General features: G+C 48.8%; 26 protein-coding genes. 11 read left to right on the forward strand and 15 right to left on the reverse strand.

Annotation, left to right across the window (positions count from 1 at the left end; translation table 11 throughout):
• Positions 1–3 precede the first annotated feature (3 nt).
• The 12 genes from AB1763_04875 to AB1763_04930 form a co-directional block, all read right to left on the reverse strand.
• Positions 4–798, reverse strand: a complete 795-nt coding sequence (locus tag AB1763_04875) for a S49 family peptidase (protein ID MEW5832151.1) — start codon at positions 796–798, stop codon at positions 4–6.
• On the reverse strand, positions 795–2282 hold the full coding sequence (locus tag AB1763_04880) for a phage portal protein (protein ID MEW5832152.1): 1488 nt from the start codon (positions 2280–2282) through the stop codon (positions 795–797). The genes AB1763_04875 and AB1763_04880 overlap by 4 nt, the downstream gene beginning before the upstream one ends.
• Before the next feature lie 89 nt (positions 2283–2371).
• Positions 2372–2608 (reverse strand): hypothetical protein, encoded by a 237-nt coding sequence (locus AB1763_04885; protein MEW5832153.1) that lies wholly within the window; start codon positions 2606–2608, stop codon positions 2372–2374.
• Positions 2609–2716: 108 nt separating this feature from the next.
• On the reverse strand, positions 2717–2908 hold the full coding sequence (locus tag AB1763_04890) for a hypothetical protein (GenBank protein ID MEW5832154.1): 192 nt from the start codon (positions 2906–2908) through the stop codon (positions 2717–2719).
• Positions 2908–4764 (reverse strand): terminase gpA endonuclease subunit, encoded by a 1857-nt coding sequence (locus AB1763_04895; protein ID MEW5832155.1) that lies wholly within the window; start codon positions 4762–4764, stop codon positions 2908–2910. The genes AB1763_04890 and AB1763_04895 overlap by 1 nt, the downstream gene beginning before the upstream one ends.
• Positions 4754–5395 (reverse strand): hypothetical protein, encoded by a 642-nt coding sequence (locus tag AB1763_04900; protein ID MEW5832156.1) that lies wholly within the window; start codon positions 5393–5395, stop codon positions 4754–4756. The genes AB1763_04895 and AB1763_04900 overlap by 11 nt, the downstream gene beginning before the upstream one ends.
• A 130-nt stretch (positions 5396–5525) precedes the next feature.
• Positions 5526–6119 (reverse strand): hypothetical protein, encoded by a 594-nt coding sequence (locus AB1763_04905; protein MEW5832157.1) that lies wholly within the window; start codon positions 6117–6119, stop codon positions 5526–5528.
• The gene (locus AB1763_04910; protein MEW5832158.1) at positions 6116–6718 is read right to left on the reverse strand and encodes a DUF6475 domain-containing protein; all 603 of its coding nucleotides are present in this window, start codon (positions 6716–6718) and stop codon (positions 6116–6118) included. The genes AB1763_04905 and AB1763_04910 overlap by 4 nt, the downstream gene beginning before the upstream one ends.
• A complete protein-coding gene (locus tag AB1763_04915; GenBank protein MEW5832159.1) occupies positions 6711–7532 on the reverse strand; it encodes a conserved phage C-terminal domain-containing protein in 822 nt (273 codons plus the stop codon). The genes AB1763_04910 and AB1763_04915 overlap by 8 nt, the downstream gene beginning before the upstream one ends.
• Complete coding sequence (locus tag AB1763_04920; protein ID MEW5832160.1) at positions 7529–7882, reverse strand: hypothetical protein; 354 nt, start codon at positions 7880–7882, stop codon at positions 7529–7531. The genes AB1763_04915 and AB1763_04920 overlap by 4 nt, the downstream gene beginning before the upstream one ends.
• 1 nt (position 7883) lies before the next feature.
• Entirely contained in the window at positions 7884–8183 is a 300-nt protein-coding gene (locus tag AB1763_04925) for a hypothetical protein (protein MEW5832161.1), read from the reverse strand.
• Positions 8184–8603 (reverse strand): hypothetical protein, encoded by a 420-nt coding sequence (locus AB1763_04930; protein MEW5832162.1) that lies wholly within the window; start codon positions 8601–8603, stop codon positions 8184–8186.
• Positions 8604–8859: 256 nt separating this feature from the next.
• Here AB1763_04930 and AB1763_04935 point away from each other — a divergent pair, with 256 nt between their 5' ends.
• The 3 genes from AB1763_04935 (at position 8860) to AB1763_04945 (ending at position 10839) form a co-directional block, all read left to right on the forward strand.
• Entirely contained in the window at positions 8860–9954 is a 1095-nt protein-coding gene (locus AB1763_04935) for a hypothetical protein (GenBank protein ID MEW5832163.1), read from the forward strand.
• Between the two features lie 287 nt (positions 9955–10241).
• Positions 10242–10445: a hypothetical protein gene (locus AB1763_04940; protein ID MEW5832164.1), complete on the forward strand. Its 204-nt coding sequence runs from the start codon at positions 10242–10244 to the stop codon at positions 10443–10445.
• A gap of 40 nt (positions 10446–10485) precedes the next feature.
• Positions 10486–10839, forward strand: coding sequence for a hypothetical protein (locus tag AB1763_04945; protein ID MEW5832165.1), 354 nt, complete (start codon positions 10486–10488; stop codon positions 10837–10839).
• 21 nt (positions 10840–10860) lie between these two features.
• On the opposite strand, the gene AB1763_04950 is transcribed toward AB1763_04945, so the two are convergent.
• Together AB1763_04950 and AB1763_04955 are read right to left on the reverse strand one after the other, a co-directional pair.
• On the reverse strand, positions 10861–11361 hold the full coding sequence (locus tag AB1763_04950) for a hypothetical protein (protein ID MEW5832166.1): 501 nt from the start codon (positions 11359–11361) through the stop codon (positions 10861–10863).
• A 9-nt stretch (positions 11362–11370) separates the two neighbouring features.
• Complete coding sequence (locus AB1763_04955) at positions 11371–12132, reverse strand: S24 family peptidase (protein ID MEW5832167.1); 762 nt, start codon at positions 12130–12132, stop codon at positions 11371–11373.
• Positions 12133–12826: 694 nt separating this feature from the next.
• Between AB1763_04955 and AB1763_04960 the strand changes: the two genes are divergently transcribed.
• Positions 12827–13030 carry a hypothetical protein gene (locus tag AB1763_04960; GenBank protein ID MEW5832168.1) on the forward strand — a complete coding sequence of 68 codons (204 nt, stop codon included), beginning with the start codon at positions 12827–12829 and terminating at the stop codon, positions 13028–13030.
• Here the strand turns inward: AB1763_04960 and AB1763_04965 are convergent.
• Positions 12990–13259: a hypothetical protein gene (locus AB1763_04965; protein ID MEW5832169.1), complete on the reverse strand. Its 270-nt coding sequence runs from the start codon at positions 13257–13259 to the stop codon at positions 12990–12992. The two genes, AB1763_04960 and AB1763_04965, sit on opposite strands and share 41 nt — an antisense overlap.
• Positions 13260–13797: 538 nt before the next feature.
• On the opposite strand from AB1763_04965, the gene AB1763_04970 reads away from it, so the two are divergent.
• The 7 genes from AB1763_04970 to AB1763_05000 all read left to right on the forward strand — a co-directional run bounded on the left by AB1763_04970 (position 13798) and on the right by AB1763_05000 (position 19660).
• A complete protein-coding gene (locus AB1763_04970) occupies positions 13798–14412 on the forward strand; it encodes a ParA family protein (GenBank protein MEW5832170.1) in 615 nt (204 codons plus the stop codon).
• On the forward strand, positions 14390–15205 hold the full coding sequence (locus AB1763_04975) for a ParB/RepB/Spo0J family partition protein (protein MEW5832171.1): 816 nt from the start codon (positions 14390–14392) through the stop codon (positions 15203–15205). Before AB1763_04970 ends, AB1763_04975 begins: the two co-directional genes overlap by 23 nt.
• A gap of 591 nt (positions 15206–15796) precedes the next feature.
• Positions 15797–16279: a hypothetical protein gene (locus AB1763_04980; protein ID MEW5832172.1), complete on the forward strand. Its 483-nt coding sequence runs from the start codon at positions 15797–15799 to the stop codon at positions 16277–16279.
• A complete protein-coding gene (locus AB1763_04985) occupies positions 16272–18263 on the forward strand; it encodes a DNA cytosine methyltransferase (GenBank protein MEW5832173.1) in 1992 nt (663 codons plus the stop codon). The genes AB1763_04980 and AB1763_04985 overlap by 8 nt, the downstream gene beginning before the upstream one ends.
• A 91-nt stretch (positions 18264–18354) precedes the next feature.
• Positions 18355–18564 carry a hypothetical protein gene (locus tag AB1763_04990; GenBank protein ID MEW5832174.1) on the forward strand — a complete coding sequence of 70 codons (210 nt, stop codon included), beginning with the start codon at positions 18355–18357 and terminating at the stop codon, positions 18562–18564.
• Positions 18564–18767 (forward strand): hypothetical protein, encoded by a 204-nt coding sequence (locus AB1763_04995; GenBank protein MEW5832175.1) that lies wholly within the window; start codon positions 18564–18566, stop codon positions 18765–18767. The genes AB1763_04990 and AB1763_04995 overlap by 1 nt, the downstream gene beginning before the upstream one ends.
• A complete protein-coding gene (locus AB1763_05000) occupies positions 18764–19660 on the forward strand; it encodes a hypothetical protein (GenBank protein ID MEW5832176.1) in 897 nt (298 codons plus the stop codon). The genes AB1763_04995 and AB1763_05000 overlap by 4 nt, the downstream gene beginning before the upstream one ends.
• The last annotated feature ends 17 nt before the right edge of the window (positions 19661–19677 follow it).

Here is a 19677-nt window from a genome sequence, read left to right on the forward strand (position 1 = left end):
TGTTTAAGATTGAAGCTCTGTGATCAGAGCCTCGAATGTTGTGATCTCATCGATCATCCCGGCATCGAGCGCGTCGCTGCCGATGAGTAGATCCCCCTGACCAAAGCGCTGAAGCACTTCATCGACGGAGACGCCTCTGTTCGCGGCCACATCCTCGACAAAAATTTCGCCGAGCTTGTCCGCCCACGCCTGAATCTGGCTTTTCCCTTCATCAGTTCGGATGTCGGGACGCTTTTTCGGACTTACTGACGAGACGATCTCGATCTTCTCGCTGCCGTCGGCATATAGCCGAAACGAATACACTGCACCGATACTCCCAACCATAGCCGTTTTGGACGCGGCGATATGGTTACACGCACTGGCGAGCCAATACCCGGCCGATGCGGCGAGATCATCCACATAGGCGATTACAGGTTTCTTTTTGCTGACCATACGAATCAGTTCTGCATTTTCAGCGATAGCAGCAGCTTGACCGCCCGGGGTGTCGAAATTGAGCACGATATGGCTCACCGATCGGTTGTCCCCCGCCGCGATGATGTCTTTGGCGAGCACTTCCGTTGAAGTACCACCGCAAAACTCGGTAAAAAGGTTTGCGTATCGGTAAATCCCTCCGATGACGGGGATCACGGCGATACTCCCGCGCATCTCTACGGTACGAGTATTGTCCAGCTTCGACCCGACACGGGCCGCAAGCGCTTCAACGTCGTGTTCGCGTTTGGCTATTTTTGCCATCATTTCCAGACGGTCCGGCATCATTAACCACGGCTGATTTGCCATCGCATTTAAAATTGCGCTCATTGTTCGTTCCCCTGATCAATTTTCGCCTGCTCAATAGAGGCGGTCGTGTATTTCATTTCAAACAGTCCGGATTCTTTCATCTGCCGCGTCTCGACAGTAGCTCGTTTGATGTTCTGATCGAAATCGCTCCCGTTCATCTCCGCCGCTTCGGCGGCGCGTGTGCTGTACCCTGATTCAACCCTCATGTCTGCGGCCTTTGTCTCGTTGACCGGGTTTAGCTGCCCCTGCGCAGGTCCTTTCCACGATGCCTGACAATACGCTCTACGGACCATCGGATCTTCTAGAAAACCGGGAGCATCGAGCCGACCGATCAGCACCGCTTCGGTGAGCACCGCCTCATAGATGGGTTGACAGAATTTTTTCGAAAACCATGTGCGGCGGGAACGGAACATCTTCCATGCTTCCAGAAGAGCGGCACGGCTTGCTGAGTATGAAGCGCTGAAATGTTTCATTAGCACTTCAAACGGGATATTTAGCGCAGCGCCGATCTGTTTCAGGATCGCCTGAGTAAACGGGTCAAACGCCGTGTTCGGTCGGTTCGGGTTTGCGGTAGTCACCTTTTCACCAGGGGCAAGCCCGAGGATGGCACCGGCTGATAGGTTCAACTCATCGGCATCTACATTTGACCCGCTGCCGCCGTTTTCATCTTCCATATCCAGATTGACACCGCCCGATTCGCTCTCGATAAACACCGTAAACAGTCCGCTTACCACCGCAGCTGTCAATTCAGCATGGGTGTAATCGGTGAATTGCTTGAGCGGTTCGATGATCGGGGCGAGGATAGAGACGCCGCGCTTCTGCCCGGGGCGGAGTTTTTCATACACGTGCAGGATATTTCTGCGACCACTATTTCCGAATGCTGGAATCCGTTTCCACTCGTTCGATAACCGCAGTCCCCCTGGATGGTATTTTGTAAAATGGTAGTGGGTGGGGGCGCCAAGCGCGTCTACTTCTACCCCTCCGGCGATTTTGTCGGTATCCATGCTACTGTTCGGGTTGGAACAGCGGTCTGCTTCTATCAGTTGGACGATAAGTGAGAACGGAGTACCCTCACGTTTGACATATGGAAGCGCTGCAAAGATATCCCCGCTGATCAGCGCACCCATCAGCGCGATCGTCTGCAATTCATAAAAATTTGACGTTCGCTCTGCGTCGCTGCTCTCCGAATCTGCCCAGAACCGGAACAGCCGCTCTGCGTTCTGCTCCCATTTGCGCGCCGCTTCCTCATCCATCCCCAAAAATTCGCGGTCGATATCTGACTGGACGGTCAGCCCGGAACCGATGACATTAAACCGGATCGTATCCCCTGCCCCGTGTACGATCGGAGCGTTGCGGTACATATCACGGGCGATGGCACGAAGTTTTTCGAGAGATGGGAGGTCATCGGTGTCGGATGATCCGATAGTTGTATTTGCCGAACGCATGGACCGGCGCGACGTATCGGCACCGATATAGCCACCCATAGCCAGTGACTCATACTTCATGCGCGACTTGATGCGTGATATGCCCCATTGCGGGGCTATGAACATGACAGTTTTATCGATGATATTTGGGGTTACGGTCGGTTTTTTCATCACCATACCGCCTTTTTGACACGCGGACCGCGGCGAGGAGTGATCTGCTCTTGGGTAATATCGTAATTCGGACCGTATTTGCGGATTTTTTCTTCGAGGCGTTCTTCACGAGCCTGCAGCATCTCAAGATCAGCGCGGGTGAGTTTACGCCCATCCATCTCATAGCTCTGAGACGTGAGGACGGCTTCAATCGCCATTTGTACCGATTCGAGTTGTTGAATGAGTGTTTTTGCCAAGGTTAAATCCGATAAATTTTAATCTTGACGACATTTTCACAGAAGCAGAAAAAATAAAAAAGGACCCAAAAAAGGGGTCTTGACTTTATAAAAGTGTTTTTGGTATTTTTAGGCAGTTTTACCGAATAATCTCATGATTTCTTCGTATTTTTGGGCGAATGTTGGGCTTTCAAGAAGCAACATTTTTAAAAGTGACCCTGTTTCTTCCGTATTTTTTTCAGCTTTTAGCATCTCGATTGTATTAAGAACATTCACATCCATGCTCACTTTCATGCGTGCTTTATACTCTTTTTCTGCCATCATCGCCCCCTTGAAATGATTCTTCTTCCGGATTTTTTCCCGCGGGAAATTTTTTCAACGCTATCTTTTGGTTGAATTGATACGATCCCAATCCGTCTCCCTATATTCAGTATCTGTTCATCGACTCCTGCGAGCTGTAGCGCGGCATTGGCATAGTTGCGGCAGTCTATCGCCTCATTACGGTGCCGATACTTGACCCATCCACCAGTTTTTTTATCCCGCTTCTCTGCAGTGAGCTGCTTGAAATACTGATCGTCATAGATGTCATAATCAGGGAAGTGCATATAGTTCGGGCCAGGCTCTTTGACTTCGATGTTTGCGTAAATTTCATCCTTTCCTGCATTTACACCTACAAGAAACAGGTTTACTTTGCCCTCGTTTTTCGTACTGGCCCGCTTGTTGATAAACGGTGCTCCGATGGTGCTTGATCCCTTCAGCGCATATACACGCTGGCTGTACCGTGGTTTACAAAACGCATACGCCGCTTTCGTTCTGTGCCCTCCGGTATCAACCCCTTTGGAGTATATTTTCATACGTGCTCCGTCCTCGCACTCAAATGTACGGTTCAGATACGATGCAAGCTGTTTTCTCGTCTCTATGTCAGCAGGATCTCCATGAATGATGTTGTAATCGATGCTCCATGTCTCACCGTCTTTTCCATACCCTACAACTTCGATTTCAAATCGGTCGTTCTGCGTATCGATTCCAGCAGATAACACAAGAACTCCATCAGGCACTTCAGCGGTATAATGTTCTTTGCGTGATGGGAGATCATCGGCTTTTACCGTCTCCATATCGCCTTCCCATACCTTCGCATCACGGGTATTTACCCATGTTTTCATTTTTCGGATGTCGCCGCGCTTCATGGTCATTTTTGCCAGTAGAAACTCTCTGAAAATTTCGTTCCAGCTAACAAACCCTATCGGTGATAGATAGGCTGGAGCATAAAACCCGGCATGAGGATGGCCAGGATTATGTGGTACCCATTTTGCACCGTTTTTGAGGTCCATCATCCATGTCTTGTGATATTCTTCGATCAATGATCCGCAGTGGTTGCAAGCAAACTTGACATCTCCGATCAATGTGTAAGTCTCTTTGTTATACTCAAATACAAACCCGTCTTTTTCAAATGTCACAAGTCCGTTGCAATATGGGCAAGGCATATAAAAATGTCTCTGATCGGAATCTTCGAATTCAGGGTCTATGTTTGAGTTTTCAGCTTCTGCAGGCGTGGAGTTGATATATATTTTTCGCAGTATCCCAAATGAGTCGGTACGTTTTTTCCCAAGATCCATCGGATCACCCTCATCTCCAACATCACGTACAAACCCTTCAACGTCATCCATTACTACTACACGGCATGATAGGGAGCGATAGTTTGCCGATGAACCAGACCACCCTATCGACAATGACCCGCCTGAATAGTTTTTTTCAAACGTTGACCCGATATCTGATTTGGTTTTGCCGGCATGAATCTTTTCGGCAAGGCTTGGCATCGCACGAAGAGAAGGTTCCAGTTTTTTATCATGATGACGTTTTGCCAGCGTTTCCGTTGGTAGAATCATCAGCTGTGATGTAGGAACTACGTCCATGTAATACATCAAAACATTATTTGAAACTTCTGTAAAACCTAGCTGAGTCCCTTTTTTGACCTTTACCTGCTGTACCGGACTTTGCGGGCTGAGTTCGAACATAACCTCTCTGAGATACGGCATACGGTCAGTGCTATACTGTCCCGCCTCGGCACTGGCCCCTTTTGGGAGCTGTCTATACTTGTCTGCCCACTCATCGATGGTGATATATGGATCAGGCGCAAACCCAAGAGCAAAAGCATCATAAACAGGATTACAGCTCACGGAACGCCTCGCTTAGATTTTCTAGTTGTCGGTGTATCTCCTGCTCCATCATTGTCCGGCACTTATGCGGATCAGTCTCTGCGGCAATCCGTGCCGCCAAACGAGCCGGTATCCCAAGTAGCCCATCTCTGACAATGCGCGATGCAGCAAAAACACTATTACGAACTTCATCGATAGGCACGGACATTTTTTCACTCTCATCAGCCTTTGCCCGTTTGATCCTAAGATCCTGTTTTAAAATGGCGATATTGAGCTGCTTGACATTCATCGATTCTATGTCACCGATGTTTTCGTCATCTTCACCGATATCGTGTGCCTGATTTTGCAAATTTCGAAGCGTCTGCTTCAACTGCTCTCGCACGATCTCACGTTCCTCATCGGTCATATCGGCCTGTGACGGGTAACTTCCTGCCATAGACAATAAATCATCTCCTGAACGCTTGGCGGCATTCGCTTCACGCTGACCATCACGGCGCGGGTCCTCATGCTCTTTCATCAGGCGCTCCGCTTCCTCCATGTCCACCCTTCCTTTGTCGTGGGCTGGGATAATCCCTTTTTGGACGAGTTTGTTGATGTACTGGCGGCTTCGTTTCATCTTTCGTGCAAAAGCAGCCTGTGTCATCAACATCATCTAACTCCGTTGGTGCCGATATTTGTCAACGTTGACACACTCGAAGTTGTCAACCAAGTAAAAAGTCCACAAACTACGGAACGATCGAGGTGGCGCGTACCCCCGAAGGATATTTTCCCAGAAGGACCCGTCAATTTTTCATAGATACCCATGCTTTGTCAATCCCTTCACTAAGATATTTTTGCGCATTACGGTCGTAAACCTTTTTACCGATCTCATAGAAGTCATACACCTTTTTGATTTTTGCCTGTTTTTCCAACCAATACAGAATCACCAACCGAGAACGTTTGCCTCTACCTTTTCGAACTGCAATAGCATCTCCCTTGCTCGTGTGAACAAGAAACGATCCTTTGATATTGCGGGGTCGATTCGATCGTGTGATCATGTCGCGTTTACTACGTTTCACTTCTGCAGTCGGGATAGCAATACGACCACGTGCAGTCTTGATTCCTCCCTCTGCATGAAGTACCAACCAGTCCGCTCTGGTATAGACAGAAGCATTTAAATCGTTCTTCTTGGCAAACTGAACATTGAACCCGAAACGAGAGCGAGGTTCATACCATCTTCCGCGAAGTGTCAAAGCATTCTTGGCACCGGCCAACTCAGAGTCGCGCATATGCGTGGCAAGGTTGTTCAAACCAACCGAAGCTCCGTAGTTGAGCTGCTTTGGAAGTGATCCGATAAAGCGGTTCATCTCTTTGAAGTTCGCATCGATGTTGATCACGACACCCTCACTTGCTTGCTCAACCCGATCAGCGCTTCGTTGACCGACCGCGCAGGATTCAGAGCAGGAACGATTACCGGAGCATGCACGACATATCCGGCTTTCACCATCGGGATCACGTTCGCTTTCCCGTTCTCACGTTCCGCAATCCCGATCAGGTGTGTCGGGTGATCTTCACGCTTCGAGTGGATCGAGTACAGCTTGACAAACTCTTTTTTCAGCCACTTCATCTCGCTGATGTCCTGAGAGCAGACGAACACCCACCCGCCCAGCGCATCGATGACGGAGTTGACGACGCGGTCCTCGAACGACACCGATTCATATTTCCCGGCTTTGTAGATCGCACGCTCCACATCCGACCACGCGATAGTCGCAATCGATTCCAGATCCGGTTTGGCGAAGTCGAGGATTTCGGCAGGCTTCGGTAACGATGCGAACTTCCGGCCGGACAGGATCGCTTTGATCGATCCGACGAACTCCTCGTCGCTCATATCGCACAGCACCATCCAGTAACCGTCCAGCAAAGCGTCGGTGATCTTTTTGTCATACATCTCGCCGAGCATTGTCATCTTGGCGAGGAACATGTTTTCGTTAAGCATTCTTCGGACTCCATCTTTGGGCTACTTCGATGTTGTGAGCGGTGACGTCGCTGATCGTACCGGATGCCGCCAGCACCTGCGCAGTGCTGACACGCTCGTTGAGATATCCTTCGAACTTCGTACCGAACAGCGTCTCTGGTCTGAGATATGCCGACATCTTCGGATCGTTCTTCCACATCGCCGTTTTTTTGTCGATGACAGTTTTGAAATCTTCGACGGTGAAGCCCTCTTTGATACGTGCGTTGATGAGCTCTTTGGTTTTTGACGTGTTCGGTCGATAGTTCGATCCGGTGTTTTCGTTCAGGTAGGTGACGATTTCGGCGTATGGTTTCGCATCGTTTTTTTCAACGGGGGGTTTAGGGGTCTTAACTGACGGTTCTAACTGACGGTTATATGACGGTTCATATAGGTGTTCAGATTCTGAACTTTGGGGGTTCAAATTCTGAACTCCGCCCAGTTCAGATTCTGAACTCCGCCCCCCGTCGTTCTGGTGTTCAGATTCTGAACTTTGCCCCTTGCTTTGGTGGTGTTCAAATCTTGAACTCCGCTTATTTTGGAGAATAAAATACCCGTTCGACGCATCGCTTCCGGAATCTCTTTTTCGTGATTCTCTGGCGATGTACCCGCCTTCCTCCAACCGGTTCAAAACGCTCGAAAGAGTCCCCCGAGATACTTTCGTCTTTGACATGATCGATTGCCATGATGGCCAGCAATACCCCTCGTCGGATGCGTTATCTGCAAGCGCTATCAGCACCAATAAATCATTCCCCTTGAGAGGAGAATCCCAAGCCTGCTGAATCAGTTTGATACTCACGCGGCGTCCTTACTTTTGAACTCATACTCAACCGTATACGATCGCTTTGGTCCAGTACCTAACACACCTGGAAGTGCGAACGCTGACGGCTGGATCTTGTTGTTGAAACACCACCGTATCAGTCTATCCATAGCCTCTTCACGGTTCAGTGGGCAGAACAGGTTCACGACCTTGTCCAGCCCGCCCAGTGTTGCGATCAGGCGGTTATAAACGCTCGGGAGAGATTCTCCGCCGGATGTGATGGCGAATGTGTCGGTATCGCGCTTGGGATCGTATACGCTCGACAGCCTCATGATACAGGTGAACGCGGATTCGAACTGGCTTCGCTCGTATTGGGACAGGACGCGCATGTCATTCACCGTACGCTTTCGCTTCCGGATCGTTCTCGTGCGGACATCCGAACCCGCGGTAGAAATAGCGACGATGTGACCTTTCATCGTATTCGTTTGGCTCGTCGATGTACATCAGTGGGCATACGGCGTTCGCTTCCTCAAATTTCAACTGCAGATCCTTGATCCGCTGGGGCAGGTTTCGAATCCGTTCTCCGCATTTCCCGTCGTAGGCTTCGTCGTGTGTTAGCGATCCGCCGGACATGAAGTGTTCATGCAGCGTATACGGTGTCGAACCGATTTTAAAAACAATCTTCGCCATCTACTCCTCCTTAACCCGCAATTTGCATTTTTCGACCATTTCCTCGAACGTCTTAATACGCTGTCTGGCTTTGTAAGCGATGTGCATCAGTTCATCGGCCTCTGCATCATCGATCATCCCGTCGTCGTTGTGATGTTCGAGGAATTTGGCCGACAGGTTCCCGGCGAATGAAGAGATCAACAGCAGCTCATCTTTAATTGATTCAGGAGCCGTGTTTTCGGCATCTGCACTGAAAACGAATACACCGTCGTACTGCTTTGCTATCGCGTCCAGGATGATTTTTCGGTCATCCCCAAGTTCATCCAGAAGAACTACGAGCTGATCGGATGACAACGGCTTTGGTGCTGCAGGGTTATAAGTGGTATAATTGAGAATCGTCGAAAACTGTATGTCTCCGTTCGATCCGGTAAGACCTATCATAGGTGCGAAGTGTTGGCGCTCTGTAATATGGTGTCGTTTTCCGAACGATGCTATCGCTTTGGATACGGCACGATATAGCCATGGTGTTTTTGGAATTGCCATATGGAATCCTTTTGGGAACTCATCTGAAGAGCGAACGGGCCCAAAAGGTCAAACCCCCGCTGCTCAGATGAATCTGGTTTGAACCGTCATTATACATTCGTTTTGAATGTATTGTCAAGTATTTGAAAGTTTATATTATTTTTGGAGGAAGTGGATGTTTTGGGAGGCGGTAGCAATTGCGTTTGTGGGAGGAACCATATATCAGTGGGCAAAAAAACAGGGAGAAGAGATCAAAAAAAACGCACAGCAGTACCCAAACAGCTCAAAAGCTCCACCAGGATTTCCACAGCGAACGCCAACAAATGTAGGCAATAGCGACGCTGTTTCCAGTTTCGAAACAGGATTTACAAAAAAACAAAACAATCGTAAAAAACTGCTCAAGCAAGGAGAAGTGGAGCTGTCCATATCGCTTGACATTAAAAACGAAGATGATTACCGAAAAGCCGAAGACAAGCTCGATGAACTGAATGACTATCTTGAAATCGTTGATGATAAAACAAGGCCGATACTGGAAGATGCGATAGATCAGCTCGAAAATGCAATATGGGAATATGAATCAGATATTGATTCGGATGAAGCTTGGGAGAAAGAGGTAGACCGTGGTTACGATCCGTTCGAAGGTACCATCTATGACGCCGCAGATTTTTTGCACCTACGCATAAAAGCTAGAATCGTCTATGAGGACAGAAATGGAAATGAGACGCTCAGGGATATTGACGTAACTGGTTTTGGAACCGCAGGAAACGGGAAGGCAGTATATGCATATTGTCACCTGCGTAATGCTAACAGGACGTTCATCATTAAAAATATCAAAGAGTTTATCGACCTCGAAACAGGGGAAGTGATTGAATACATTCTGCCGTATCTGGAGAAAAAATATCAGGCATCTCCACGAAAATCGTTTGACGATTTCATGGAAAAACATTCCAATATCATGGAAATTCTGTTCTATGTGGGCAAGGCGGATACACAACTCAGGAGAGAAGAACGGGTAATCATCTGTAATGCAGTTCGAAGAATCGGAAAAGATGACCGAATCACGGATGAAATGATCAATGAAGTCATGGATCGTATGTACCCTATCAGCGAGAGAACATTCAAAGTCAGGATCGGAAGGATGTCGGATTACACGCAGGATATTAAAAGAGATATTATTGAAACAATGTCGGCAATTGTCAATACTCAAAAAACGATCCATCCGTCAGAACAGACAGCGCTAGACTATGCAACTAAAAAATTGGGGATATAATTTTGGGTCTCTTTAAAATGTGCTGGAAAAAATGGTGAAGATGTAAGCCTGTAATTTTCCCGCGGGAAAATAAGCGCACAATTTTGGAATGATCTTTGCAATCATGTTTGCGATAAGAGTGAAGATGTTACTAAAGGTAAAAAGTAGCAATATATTTCCGCTAAATTGCAACTTATTTCCGATTTGACGATATACTTGGTAGTTATTCAATAAAAAGTATGTTCATAAGTAGTGAACATTTTAAAGCGGTTTCAGATATAATCCCGCAATTTTTCAGGAGGTGGCAGATGAGCGAAAAGCTGAGAGCTTTTGTCGTTGGTTTTACCAATGCATTCACCCCGGTTGACTATTCGGAAATCAATAAGATTGGGGATATTTCCAGACGTATTGATCGAAAAATGAATCCACACAGGAGATTTACACGTGAGCAGATTGACGAAATCACAGCGCAAAGTGGTAAATCAAAAATTAGCAGAACATCTGCATCATAGTGAACATAACTCTTTAACTCTTCAGCAAAATAATTTCCACATGGGAGCATCTGAAATAGATGCTCTCCACCGCATGCAAGAATCTCACCCAGAACTAGTAGATCGTATTCTTGGGTTTAGGCAACAAGAGTTAGATATACAAAAAGACGTCGTAGAAACAGAAAAAAAAGAACAAACAATGCGCGAGAAGGAAATGCCGTATGTGAGAGCATACGCATTTATTGGACAGTTTATGGCGTTTTTTATAGGAGGAGCTTCTTTAGCAGGAGGGGCTTATTTTGGGTATTACCATGATCCGATCACTGCAGGATTATTTTTGACATCGACAGTGGGAATAGCTTTTGCCCAATTCTTCAAATTCAAAACAGCAAAATCGAAAGAAGAAGATGCTTGACAATCTTCGATGAAACTTTTTCTATCTTAACTTCACATAGATCGAAAAGGCATCAAATAGTTCTCTCGCCCCACCAATACTGAAAAAAGAAATCTTGTACCGCTCTCTACCAAACGTAGTGATATAAACATCCCTACCTTTCCAGTGCATCTCATGTATATCCCTAAAATCGATACTTTCCCCACCTGTACGGCTAAGTTTATTCCACCATATTGTCCCAAGTAAGAAAGGATATTTCATTGGTAAAAAATACCATATTATAGCCATGCTAATCGCGCCATAGATCATAAAGGTACCTAGATATTCCTTGGCATAAAAAGTTAATGCAACCATTCCAAAAAAGTAGGTCATAAACATCGGAAATTCTACATAGTCACTTAATAGTCTGTAAACTGTAGGTGAAGACTCCATCGCCATTGCAGCAGCATGGCTATTTTTATTAACTTCAAATTGTCTGCTGACAGTAATGGTATTACCGTCTCCAAAAACTTGGACATTGTCATTCCCATCGATGTTTTGCACGATTACCCCTTATAATTTATCAAAATGTCCTACTACACGCCCGATGATCTTGCATCCGTCGAAATCATCCCCTTTGATGATAATGTCATCTACTTCTCTGTTGTCGCTGACAAGCTTCATCTCTTTGGTGATCGGGTTGGTCCTGATCCTCTTCACGAAAACCGAATCGGAGCATATGATGACGTAGATCGCACCGTCTTTGATCTTGCAGTCCTCGTTCTCGTACGGGTTTACCATCAGCAGCTCACCGGCCGCGATCGTAGGTTCCATACTGTTGCCGGTCGCACTGATGACATGGATCCCGCCAAATCGGTCTACCCTCAAAAAGTCTTTTAGAAATGCACTTGAAAATTTTATGAAGCTGTTCTCGATGTCATGAGGGATAACCGCACCTCCGCCAGCCGATGCCACTACATCGTGCAGGTACGGGATATTGATCATCTCATCTTCTTCCTGATAATCTGCGACATCCTCTTTTTGAGCTGATATTCCTGAGATGCTGTTATTTGAACCATTGACTTGGTTATTGCCATTACCAACCATGGATTGAGAAACCATTGTCCCACTACTTTTGCCAGTGAGCAAGAACTGATAATCAGCACCTAACCGATCCGCAATCATATGTAGTTTTTTAAATGGGATACTGTTTCTGTTTTTCCACGTATCTAGCGTAGGATATTTTAAAAAGTCTATTTTTTCGCATAGCTCAACGTCTGTTTTTACATTTGCAGCCTTACGAATCCGCACTAAAATCTGTTCTATTTCTTTCATACTTTCAAAAACCTTCAAAATATACTTGACAATACATTCGTTTTGAATGTACAATACCTTCAATCGTTTACGTTTACAAAACATAAACAATTATAACACACTCGCCAAATAGGCGAAAAGGTTTGACAAATATGACGTTTAATCCGCAAATTTCGCTTTACCAGAATGTCAAGATGGGCCTCATGGTAAAAGGGTCCTCATTCGAAAAAGCGTGTGAGGCTATCGGTGCGAAACCTTCCTCTGTAAAAGAGCGCCTACACAAGCGTTTGATCCGTGACGGAAAAAGCACACCGTTGGATAAACAGATTTTCAAATACATGCAAACACATTGCAGCGGGTTCAAAGAACACTGCGAAACAAACGGCATCAACATAGTTTCATAGATCGTACATCGGTACGGTCAATTGAGCCTATGCTCAACGAAGCGGAGAGTAATCTCTGAGGGAGTCGGATCATGTCGATCCGGCAAGCAGCGGTAACGGCGTCTGCGGGAGGCTGGTGAGCGCGCCACGTGCAGCGACACCATCCTATAGCCCCCAATGGTACGAAGTCAGGGGCGAAGCAACGAGTGCTTAATGAAGCGCAGGATGTTGGGATTCCATCACGTCTGCGTTTCACAGATCACTCATAGGATGCAACGATGGTCCCTTTCGATGAAATTAAGGCCGCTGTGGAAGTATCGAACAATATATCAATGGCGGAATCAGACCTGTTTCACTGCCTTAGACCGCTCGGCAAATACTACAGCTACAACGGCATCAACAAAATCGACAAACTCAATATGTTCGATAAAAAGATGATGAGGATCAGAGACGAGATCATCCAGTTTCGCAAAGAGCTCGAAGCGTCTTTTTTGATCACGGAATGTGAGGAATGTTTCCAGCCTCAGCCAGCCTGAAGCGCTTGTCATCGACGTCGCTGATCTCTATGCACTGAACCAGTGCCGAGAACTTGCCGTTGTCATCACGGGCGTGCGTGATCTCGATGATGACGAACAGCCCGGTGCAGCTGTGGCTTCTCAGATAGCTGTTTTCGATCATTTCCCCTACTCTTGGCAGATATTCCATCGTGTCGGTAAACCCGAGATTCACCCCGCTGTGCCCTTGGTATCGAACAGTAATTTCCATCATGAAGCCCTTTGTGTTGATGTTTGTGTGAGAACTCACATTATACCAAAGGGTTTCACCGTGGAAAACACTCTCCATGAAGCCCTCTAAAGTCATCCGATTGCATGAGGTTCTACGACCTTCTCCTGAAAATAGACATTACGGAAATTTAACGGTAGGGGATTAGCCGTGAGGGCTTCACCGAGAGCGTTGCGCTGGGTATAGGTTCCCTTTGCGGTTCACTATCCCTATATCCAGTGGAACGCTCAAAATTTCCCGCGGGAAAATTCAATCAAAAAGGTCAAACGATGAATGCATTGGAAATTTTGCAAAAGACACGATTACAGATAGAAGACGACCACAAGTTCGCTCAAGTGTACGATGCGGCGATAGCCGAAGTTGAAGAACTCACAAAGCCAAAAACGTGTGAAACGTGTGAATATTCGGGGTATTTTTCCCCACATGATTCACTTGAATGTTTAAATATTGATTGCAATTTCTATAGCTGTGATGTTGATTTAAATGATGGGTGCAATAAATACAAATCGAAGGGCCCCAAATGAACATCACCCTCGCACACACCAAAGGCGGTGTCGGAAAATCGACCGCCGCATGGCATCTGGCCCATGCATTCAGTCTGATCGGTCCGGTCGAGATCGTCGACATGGACTTCAACCAGACGCTCCATTACGTCAACATCATGGCGGGTCGACCGTTCACCGTCCATCAGCCGCGCAGCGTCGCAGAGCTGTACGACCTGATCGCCCGCACCACGCACGATGTGACGCTCATCATGGATATCGGAGGCTTCGACAGCGATCTGAACCGTGCGGCGATCCGGCACAGCGACCACGTCGTGATCCCAATCACCCCAGACCGCGTGACCGAGGTGCTCGGGTTCCGGACGTTTGACGCGATCCTCTCCGAACTGGACACCGTCGATACGCATTTCCACGTACTGTTCAACAACGTCCACGCCGCTACCCGCAACTTCGACAAATTCAAAAAAGCGGTCAAGGGATCGCGCTTCACCATCCTGGACAGCGCCATCCGCTCGCGCAAAATCTACTACACCACGATGGGCAACGGTCAGAGCGTTTTCAGCAGCATTGGAAACGCTCTGGCCCAAACCGAAATACTGGAGCTTAGAGATGAACTTAGACGCACTCGATAACGCGGTCAGCGAATCCAAGCCCCGCACTTCCGGCATTACCGATCTGATGGAGATCGAGGTATCGAAGATATACCCAAACCCAGACCAGCCCCGCAAGAACTTCGATCCCGAATCGCTCGCCGAACTGGCCGAATCGATACGGGGCAAAGGGCTGATGCAGCCGATCGTAGTCGTGCGAAGAAACGGGGGGTGCTACATGATTGTAGCCGGGGAGCGTCGATATCGCGCACACCTGCTCAACAAGGCAATTACAATCCGAGCGATCGTGTCGGAGCGTGGTGAACTCGACGTTGACGAAATCGCCCTGATCGAAAACATCCAGCGCGAGGACCTAACCGACTACGAAATCGCGATGGCGGTCGTGCGGCTGTGGGAAACCGGCAAGTACGATAAAAAACAGGATCTAGCCCGCGCGATATCCAAACCGCGCTCGTATCTCTCCAAAGCGTTCGGCCTCCTCAACCTCGACCCGGAGATCAGAGCCGACATCGAGGAGAACAAACGCGACACCGGACTCTCCGTGCTCGAAGAACTGAGCCGAGTCGAGCCGGAAAAACAGCGCGAGGTCTATGACCGCTACAACGCCGGAGAGATCAAGAGGGATGAGTTCAAAGAGGCGGCGAAGCCGAAAGCAGAAAAGCCGATCGAACCTAAAAAAATAAAAGTCCAAAAAGAGGTTGCTGTCACACAAGGTGATGGTCGTTTGCTTTTTGGCGGGGATGATTTTCACCTGTTATTCCGGGAAGTGCAACCGTGGAAGAGATACAAAATCACCATCGAGGAGATCGGATGAAGTACAGATCTATCAGCATCGGTGAAGCGGTGCGAATCCTCGAAGAAATAGAAAAGGAGAAACGATGTTTATTGCTTGGCAAGTCATTGAAACCAATTTTGAGAAGCTCCTCGATTGGTGTGAAAAATACGATCTCATGTAAGGCGGCGTAGATGGATGAGTTTGTGTCTGTTGCGGAAATGATCGAGCGGATCAAAGATATCACTTGCAAACACAAGAGTGGTGTTTTTTTTGACAATGACGTCGCCAATTTGTTAAATATGAGGGGTAATGCTCTCGCATCTGCAAAAAAACGAAATCACCCCCCCCCTTAAACAAATCATCAAATTCTGTCAACGCACAGGACTTGACCCCATGAAAATACTTTTTTAGGAGCAGACATGGAAGACCAACTCATAGGAGCCGCGCTGATCATATCCGTTATGGCCGTGATCGGAATATTATATGGATCAAAACGTAGATGGGGTGAAAACGCTCCAGGTGCGAAATATTCGAAGGCAAAAAAATGACCGTATTGATAGCGGTAATGCTGGTGCTGGCCGTACTGCTCGGCTGGTATGAAGAACACGAAAGAAAGAAAAAGGACTCACCATGCACAGATCAAACTTCCTCGAACTCGTAGCCAAAGAGCGGACCCGCCAGATCGTCGAAAAGGGATACACCAGAGAGCATGACGATGAACATACCGACGGATCGCTGGCGGATGCCGGAGCATGCTACGGTGCTACCGTGCCGGTCTACAAACTCGGAGGCGAAATGTTCCCGGTCCGAACCCTGTATCCGTGGTGTCCCGTTTTCGATTCACGCCAAAAGCATGACCGTAAAACGAACCTGATCATCGGAGCCGCTTTTTTCATGGCGGAATACGACCGCATCGTCCGCGAAGAGCAAAAAGACACTCGATGCAGGGGGTGCAACTATCTGTTATCGGACAATATCGGCACATGGTGCGCTCTTACAGTAATGCCTATGGGTGAGTACGATGCTAGATGCGAGCATTACTGCCTACCACCTTTTGAAACGTCGGAAGATAACCCGTTGCTGAAATCGTTTAATCGGAGTTCGTATGAGTAAAATCCAGCGCACTATGATCGACATGCTCGATCATTTCGACCCCGAGTTTGGGTTGATCGTGGATCTGTTCGCCGGAGGGGGCGGAGCATCTGAGGGGATACGTGCCGCGATCGGACGTGATCCTGACGTTGCGGTCAACCATGACCCGGATGCGGTTGCCATGCACCAGGTCAATCACCCCGATACGATCCACTTCACCGCGGACGTGTTCGAAGTCGATCCAAAAACTATCTTCCCGGAATACCCGGTCGGGCTGCTCTGGGCTTCGCCTGCATGTACCCACTTCTCTAAAGCACGCGGATCGAAGCCGGTCTGCAAACAGCTACGGTCCCTCGCATGGGTAGTCGTCAAATGGGCGAAGCTCAGACGACCGAAGATGATCTTCCTGGAGAACGTCGAGGAGTTCACCGACTGGGGTCCGGTCCTCGATGACGGCCAGCCATGCCCGGTGCGTAAAGGTGAGACGTTCAGCCGCTTCGTCGGAGAGCTCGAGAAGCTCGGGTATCAGGTAGAGTGGAGAGAGCTTCGCGCACATGAGTACGGAGCTCCGACAATCCGAAAACGTCTATTTATGGTCGCTACGTGCTACGGTAATGCCCCGGTATGGCCCGAAGCGACGCACGGTGGCAGCAAAGGTCTGAAACCGTACCGAACCGCTGCGGACATCATCGACTGGTCGGTGCCGTCATACTCGATATTCATGACAAAAGAGCAGGTGCGCGAGCAAAAACTCCGCATCAACCGGCCGCTCAAAGATGCCTCACTAAGACGAATCGGAAAAGGGCTCAAGAAGTTTGTGATGCAAAGCAAAAATCCATACATTGTAGATCGGCCGTGGATCGTCAAAAACTACGGAGGTCCGAAAGGTGCGATCGGAAGTTCGATCGATAACCCGCTTGGTACCGTCACCACCGTCGACCATAATGCGCTCGCGACCGCCAACATGGCACCGTTTGTCACGACGTACTTCGGAGAACGCAACGGGGAAGCAGATGGGAGAGGTACTGCGATGGACAAACCGTTGTCGACAATCACCAGCGGAGGGATGCGGCATGGTTTGGTTTCCGCAGAGGTTGCCCCATTCATCATGATGAACAATACCGGACACCCGGGCGGAGTCATGAATGACCCGCTGCATACGGTGACAACCGGGAACCATCATGCGATGATATCGCCGGTTCTGATCGGCATCGACAACAAAAGCTCGAAGGGATCGTCGTGGGGTCCACTCGATCCGCTGACAACCATCACGACCGAGAACCGTCACGCCCTGATCGAAAACGAAATGGTACAGCTCCTACACGTCGTTCGAGACTTCACAAGCTCGGTCGGCAGTCCGGTAGGCGATCCGATCGGGACGATCACGACGAACGGAAACGGCAAAGCGGCGCTGTGCGTCTCCTATGCGATCAAATTCAGAGGAACCAACTACGGCTATCCGGTCGATGAACCCGCCCACACGATCACAGCGGCCGGGACGCATCAGGGAATCGTTCAGACGTTCCTGAGTACCTACTACGGTCAGGGTCAGGATATAGGTCAGGACGTATCCGATCCGCTTCGTACCGTCGTCACAAAAGACCGTTTTGCAAAAGTGGACGTTGTTTTCGACCCGCTCACCGGAGCGTCGTGGGATATCGAAACGATGGACCGTATCATCCAGGTACGCGAGTTCATCGCGCACTACTGCGGACCGGATCTGAGCGACGATGAGCGGATGGGTATCGTCACGATCGACGGGACCAAATACCAAATCATCGACATCAAACTCCGGATGCTCAAACCCAGAGAGCTCTACAACGCTCAGGGCTTTCGCCCCGACTACATCATCGACCACACTTCGGACAAAAAGCCTATCCCAGGATACGCTCAGGTCAGAATGGTCGGAAACAGCGTATGCCCACCGGCCGCAGCGGCTCTGGTACGGGTCAACTTTGAGGCGTGGAAACGCTTCGCAAACAACCCTGATTCTTTCGCGGCCTGAGCGCCGCACCCATCCCTGCCCCAGACTGAATACGTCCAACCATTCCGAACATCGACGGATTCACTGTGAGACAATCGACAAAGGATTCACCATGCCAAGAATACCAAAAAAATGCCTTACCTGTGGATTCTCTGATTTTGCCGACGACTATCTTGAGGAGCTGAAGTGTTATCACCCGGCACGGTGTATTGACGCTGGGCTGACCCAGCAAGACGGAGTGCATGCTGCAGAAGATGATATCTGCCCTCTGTACGTCACATCTGAAGCTGTAAAAGTGGATGCCAAAGCGGGGTGCTGGTAATGCGCCGGATGACCCACGGAGAAGCCTACGTTTTCAAACGCGAAAACATCGACTTCCGCAAAAACTTCATCCAGATACAAAAAACGCTGGGCAGACTCCCCCCTCCGATGAGCCGCCCGGACGCCATCGCCTACTACGGAAAAAAGATCAGAGACTACTTCGCCAAGGAATTGGGGAGTCATATCGAAAAGGAAACGAAATGAGTGCAAAACCAGCATTTACCTACGCACAGTACCTCAAATCAGTCGGCGGAGTCGCCGGTATGACCGAACAGCAGTTCAACGAGGCGTTCGGCATAACTCCGGATGATGTGGTTCCACCGCTCCAGATCACCCCGAAGCGATCAGTATCGTCGTCGATCGACAACCATGCCAAAATTGCCGCAGAGGCAAAAGAGCGCCGGAGAAAAAAGCCCGCAGCGGCCAAGGTTCCGAAAGAGCCGAAGCCGAAGAAAGACCATGTCGTGCAAGTCCACGAGATGATCAAAAAGCCGAAGAAAGAAAAAGTTCCAAAAGAGCCAAAGCCGAAAAAGGAAAAGGTCCCAAAAGAGCCGAAGCCGAAGTTCCGACCCCGCGGGAAATACTCAACACTATCCGAAGAAGAGCGAAGACTGATTCGCAACGCGCGGCAGAGAGAATACCGACGCAAACGCATGGAGTCCGGTGCGCCAAAGAGGACCTATACCGAGGAGCAACGGATCCGTCAGCGGGAATACTCAAAACAGTATTACCTCTCCAAGAAACAGGAGAACCCGGACTATGTCCGCCAAAAGCAGAAGGAACTCAGGGAGCGCATGAAGGCGGAGGGAAGATCGAACTACAAAAAAGTCCCGCCGGAACTACGCAAGAAAGCGGACTTCTCCTCGATGACCCTGGAACAGATCTCCGAGCACAAAAAGCGGAAGCAAAAAGAAGCCCAAGCGCGGCACTACCAGAAACACAAAGCAGTGCTCAACCAGAAGCGCAAACTGTACAAGTCCTCCTCGACCTACAAATCCAAGGAAGCGACGAAGGCGAGAGAACGCAGAGCGGCGAAGAAGTCACCCGAAGCGACTTCGACACCGCCGACGAGTGGTACGACTACCACCAGGCAATGAGAATATTGGAACAGATA

The sequence above is a fragment of the Campylobacterota bacterium genome (genome assembly GCA_040752835.1).
In the GTDB taxonomy this organism is placed as follows: domain Bacteria; phylum Campylobacterota; class Campylobacteria; order Campylobacterales; family Sulfurimonadaceae; genus Sulfuricurvum.

Bases quoted from the DNA above. Each gene is read 5' to 3' on its own strand.
- AB1763_04875 (MEW5832151.1), bottom strand. From the start codon at position 798: ATGAGCGCAATTTTAAATGCGATGGCAAATCAGCCGTGGTTAATGATG.
- AB1763_04880 (MEW5832152.1), bottom strand. From the start codon at position 2,282: ATGAAGTATGAGTCACTGGCTATGGGTGGCTATATCGGTGCCGATACG.
- AB1763_04890 (MEW5832154.1), bottom strand. From the start codon at position 2,908: ATGGCAGAAAAAGAGTATAAAGCACGCATGAAAGTGAGCATGGATGTG.
- AB1763_04900 (MEW5832156.1), bottom strand. From the start codon at position 5,395: ATGATGTTGATGACACAGGCTGCTTTTGCACGAAAGATGAAACGAAGC.
- AB1763_04910 (MEW5832158.1), bottom strand. From the start codon at position 6,718: ATGCTTAACGAAAACATGTTCCTCGCCAAGATGACAATGCTCGGCGAG.
- AB1763_04920 (MEW5832160.1), bottom strand. From the start codon at position 7,882: ATGCGCGTCCTGTCCCAATACGAGCGAAGCCAGTTCGAATCCGCGTTC.
- AB1763_04925 (MEW5832161.1), bottom strand. From the start codon at position 8,183: ATGGCGAAGATTGTTTTTAAAATCGGTTCGACACCGTATACGCTGCAT.
- AB1763_04930 (MEW5832162.1), bottom strand. From the start codon at position 8,603: ATGATAGGTCTTACCGGATCGAACGGAGACATACAGTTTTCGACGATT.
- AB1763_04935 (MEW5832163.1), top strand. From the start codon at position 8,860: ATGTTTTGGGAGGCGGTAGCAATTGCGTTTGTGGGAGGAACCATATAT.
- AB1763_04940 (MEW5832164.1), top strand. From the start codon at position 10,242: ATGAGCGAAAAGCTGAGAGCTTTTGTCGTTGGTTTTACCAATGCATTC.
- AB1763_04945 (MEW5832165.1), top strand. From the start codon at position 10,486: ATGGGAGCATCTGAAATAGATGCTCTCCACCGCATGCAAGAATCTCAC.
- AB1763_04955 (MEW5832167.1), bottom strand. From the start codon at position 12,132: ATGAAAGAAATAGAACAGATTTTAGTGCGGATTCGTAAGGCTGCAAAT.
- AB1763_04960 (MEW5832168.1), top strand. From the start codon at position 12,827: ATGGCGGAATCAGACCTGTTTCACTGCCTTAGACCGCTCGGCAAATAC.
- AB1763_04965 (MEW5832169.1), bottom strand. From the start codon at position 13,259: ATGGAAATTACTGTTCGATACCAAGGGCACAGCGGGGTGAATCTCGGG.
- AB1763_04970 (MEW5832170.1), top strand. From the start codon at position 13,798: ATGAACATCACCCTCGCACACACCAAAGGCGGTGTCGGAAAATCGACC.
- AB1763_04975 (MEW5832171.1), top strand. From the start codon at position 14,390: ATGAACTTAGACGCACTCGATAACGCGGTCAGCGAATCCAAGCCCCGC.
- AB1763_04980 (MEW5832172.1), top strand. From the start codon at position 15,797: ATGCACAGATCAAACTTCCTCGAACTCGTAGCCAAAGAGCGGACCCGC.
- AB1763_04985 (MEW5832173.1), top strand. From the start codon at position 16,272: ATGAGTAAAATCCAGCGCACTATGATCGACATGCTCGATCATTTCGAC.
- AB1763_04990 (MEW5832174.1), top strand. From the start codon at position 18,355: ATGCCAAGAATACCAAAAAAATGCCTTACCTGTGGATTCTCTGATTTT.
- AB1763_04995 (MEW5832175.1), top strand. From the start codon at position 18,564: ATGCGCCGGATGACCCACGGAGAAGCCTACGTTTTCAAACGCGAAAAC.
- AB1763_05000 (MEW5832176.1), top strand. From the start codon at position 18,764: ATGAGTGCAAAACCAGCATTTACCTACGCACAGTACCTCAAATCAGTC.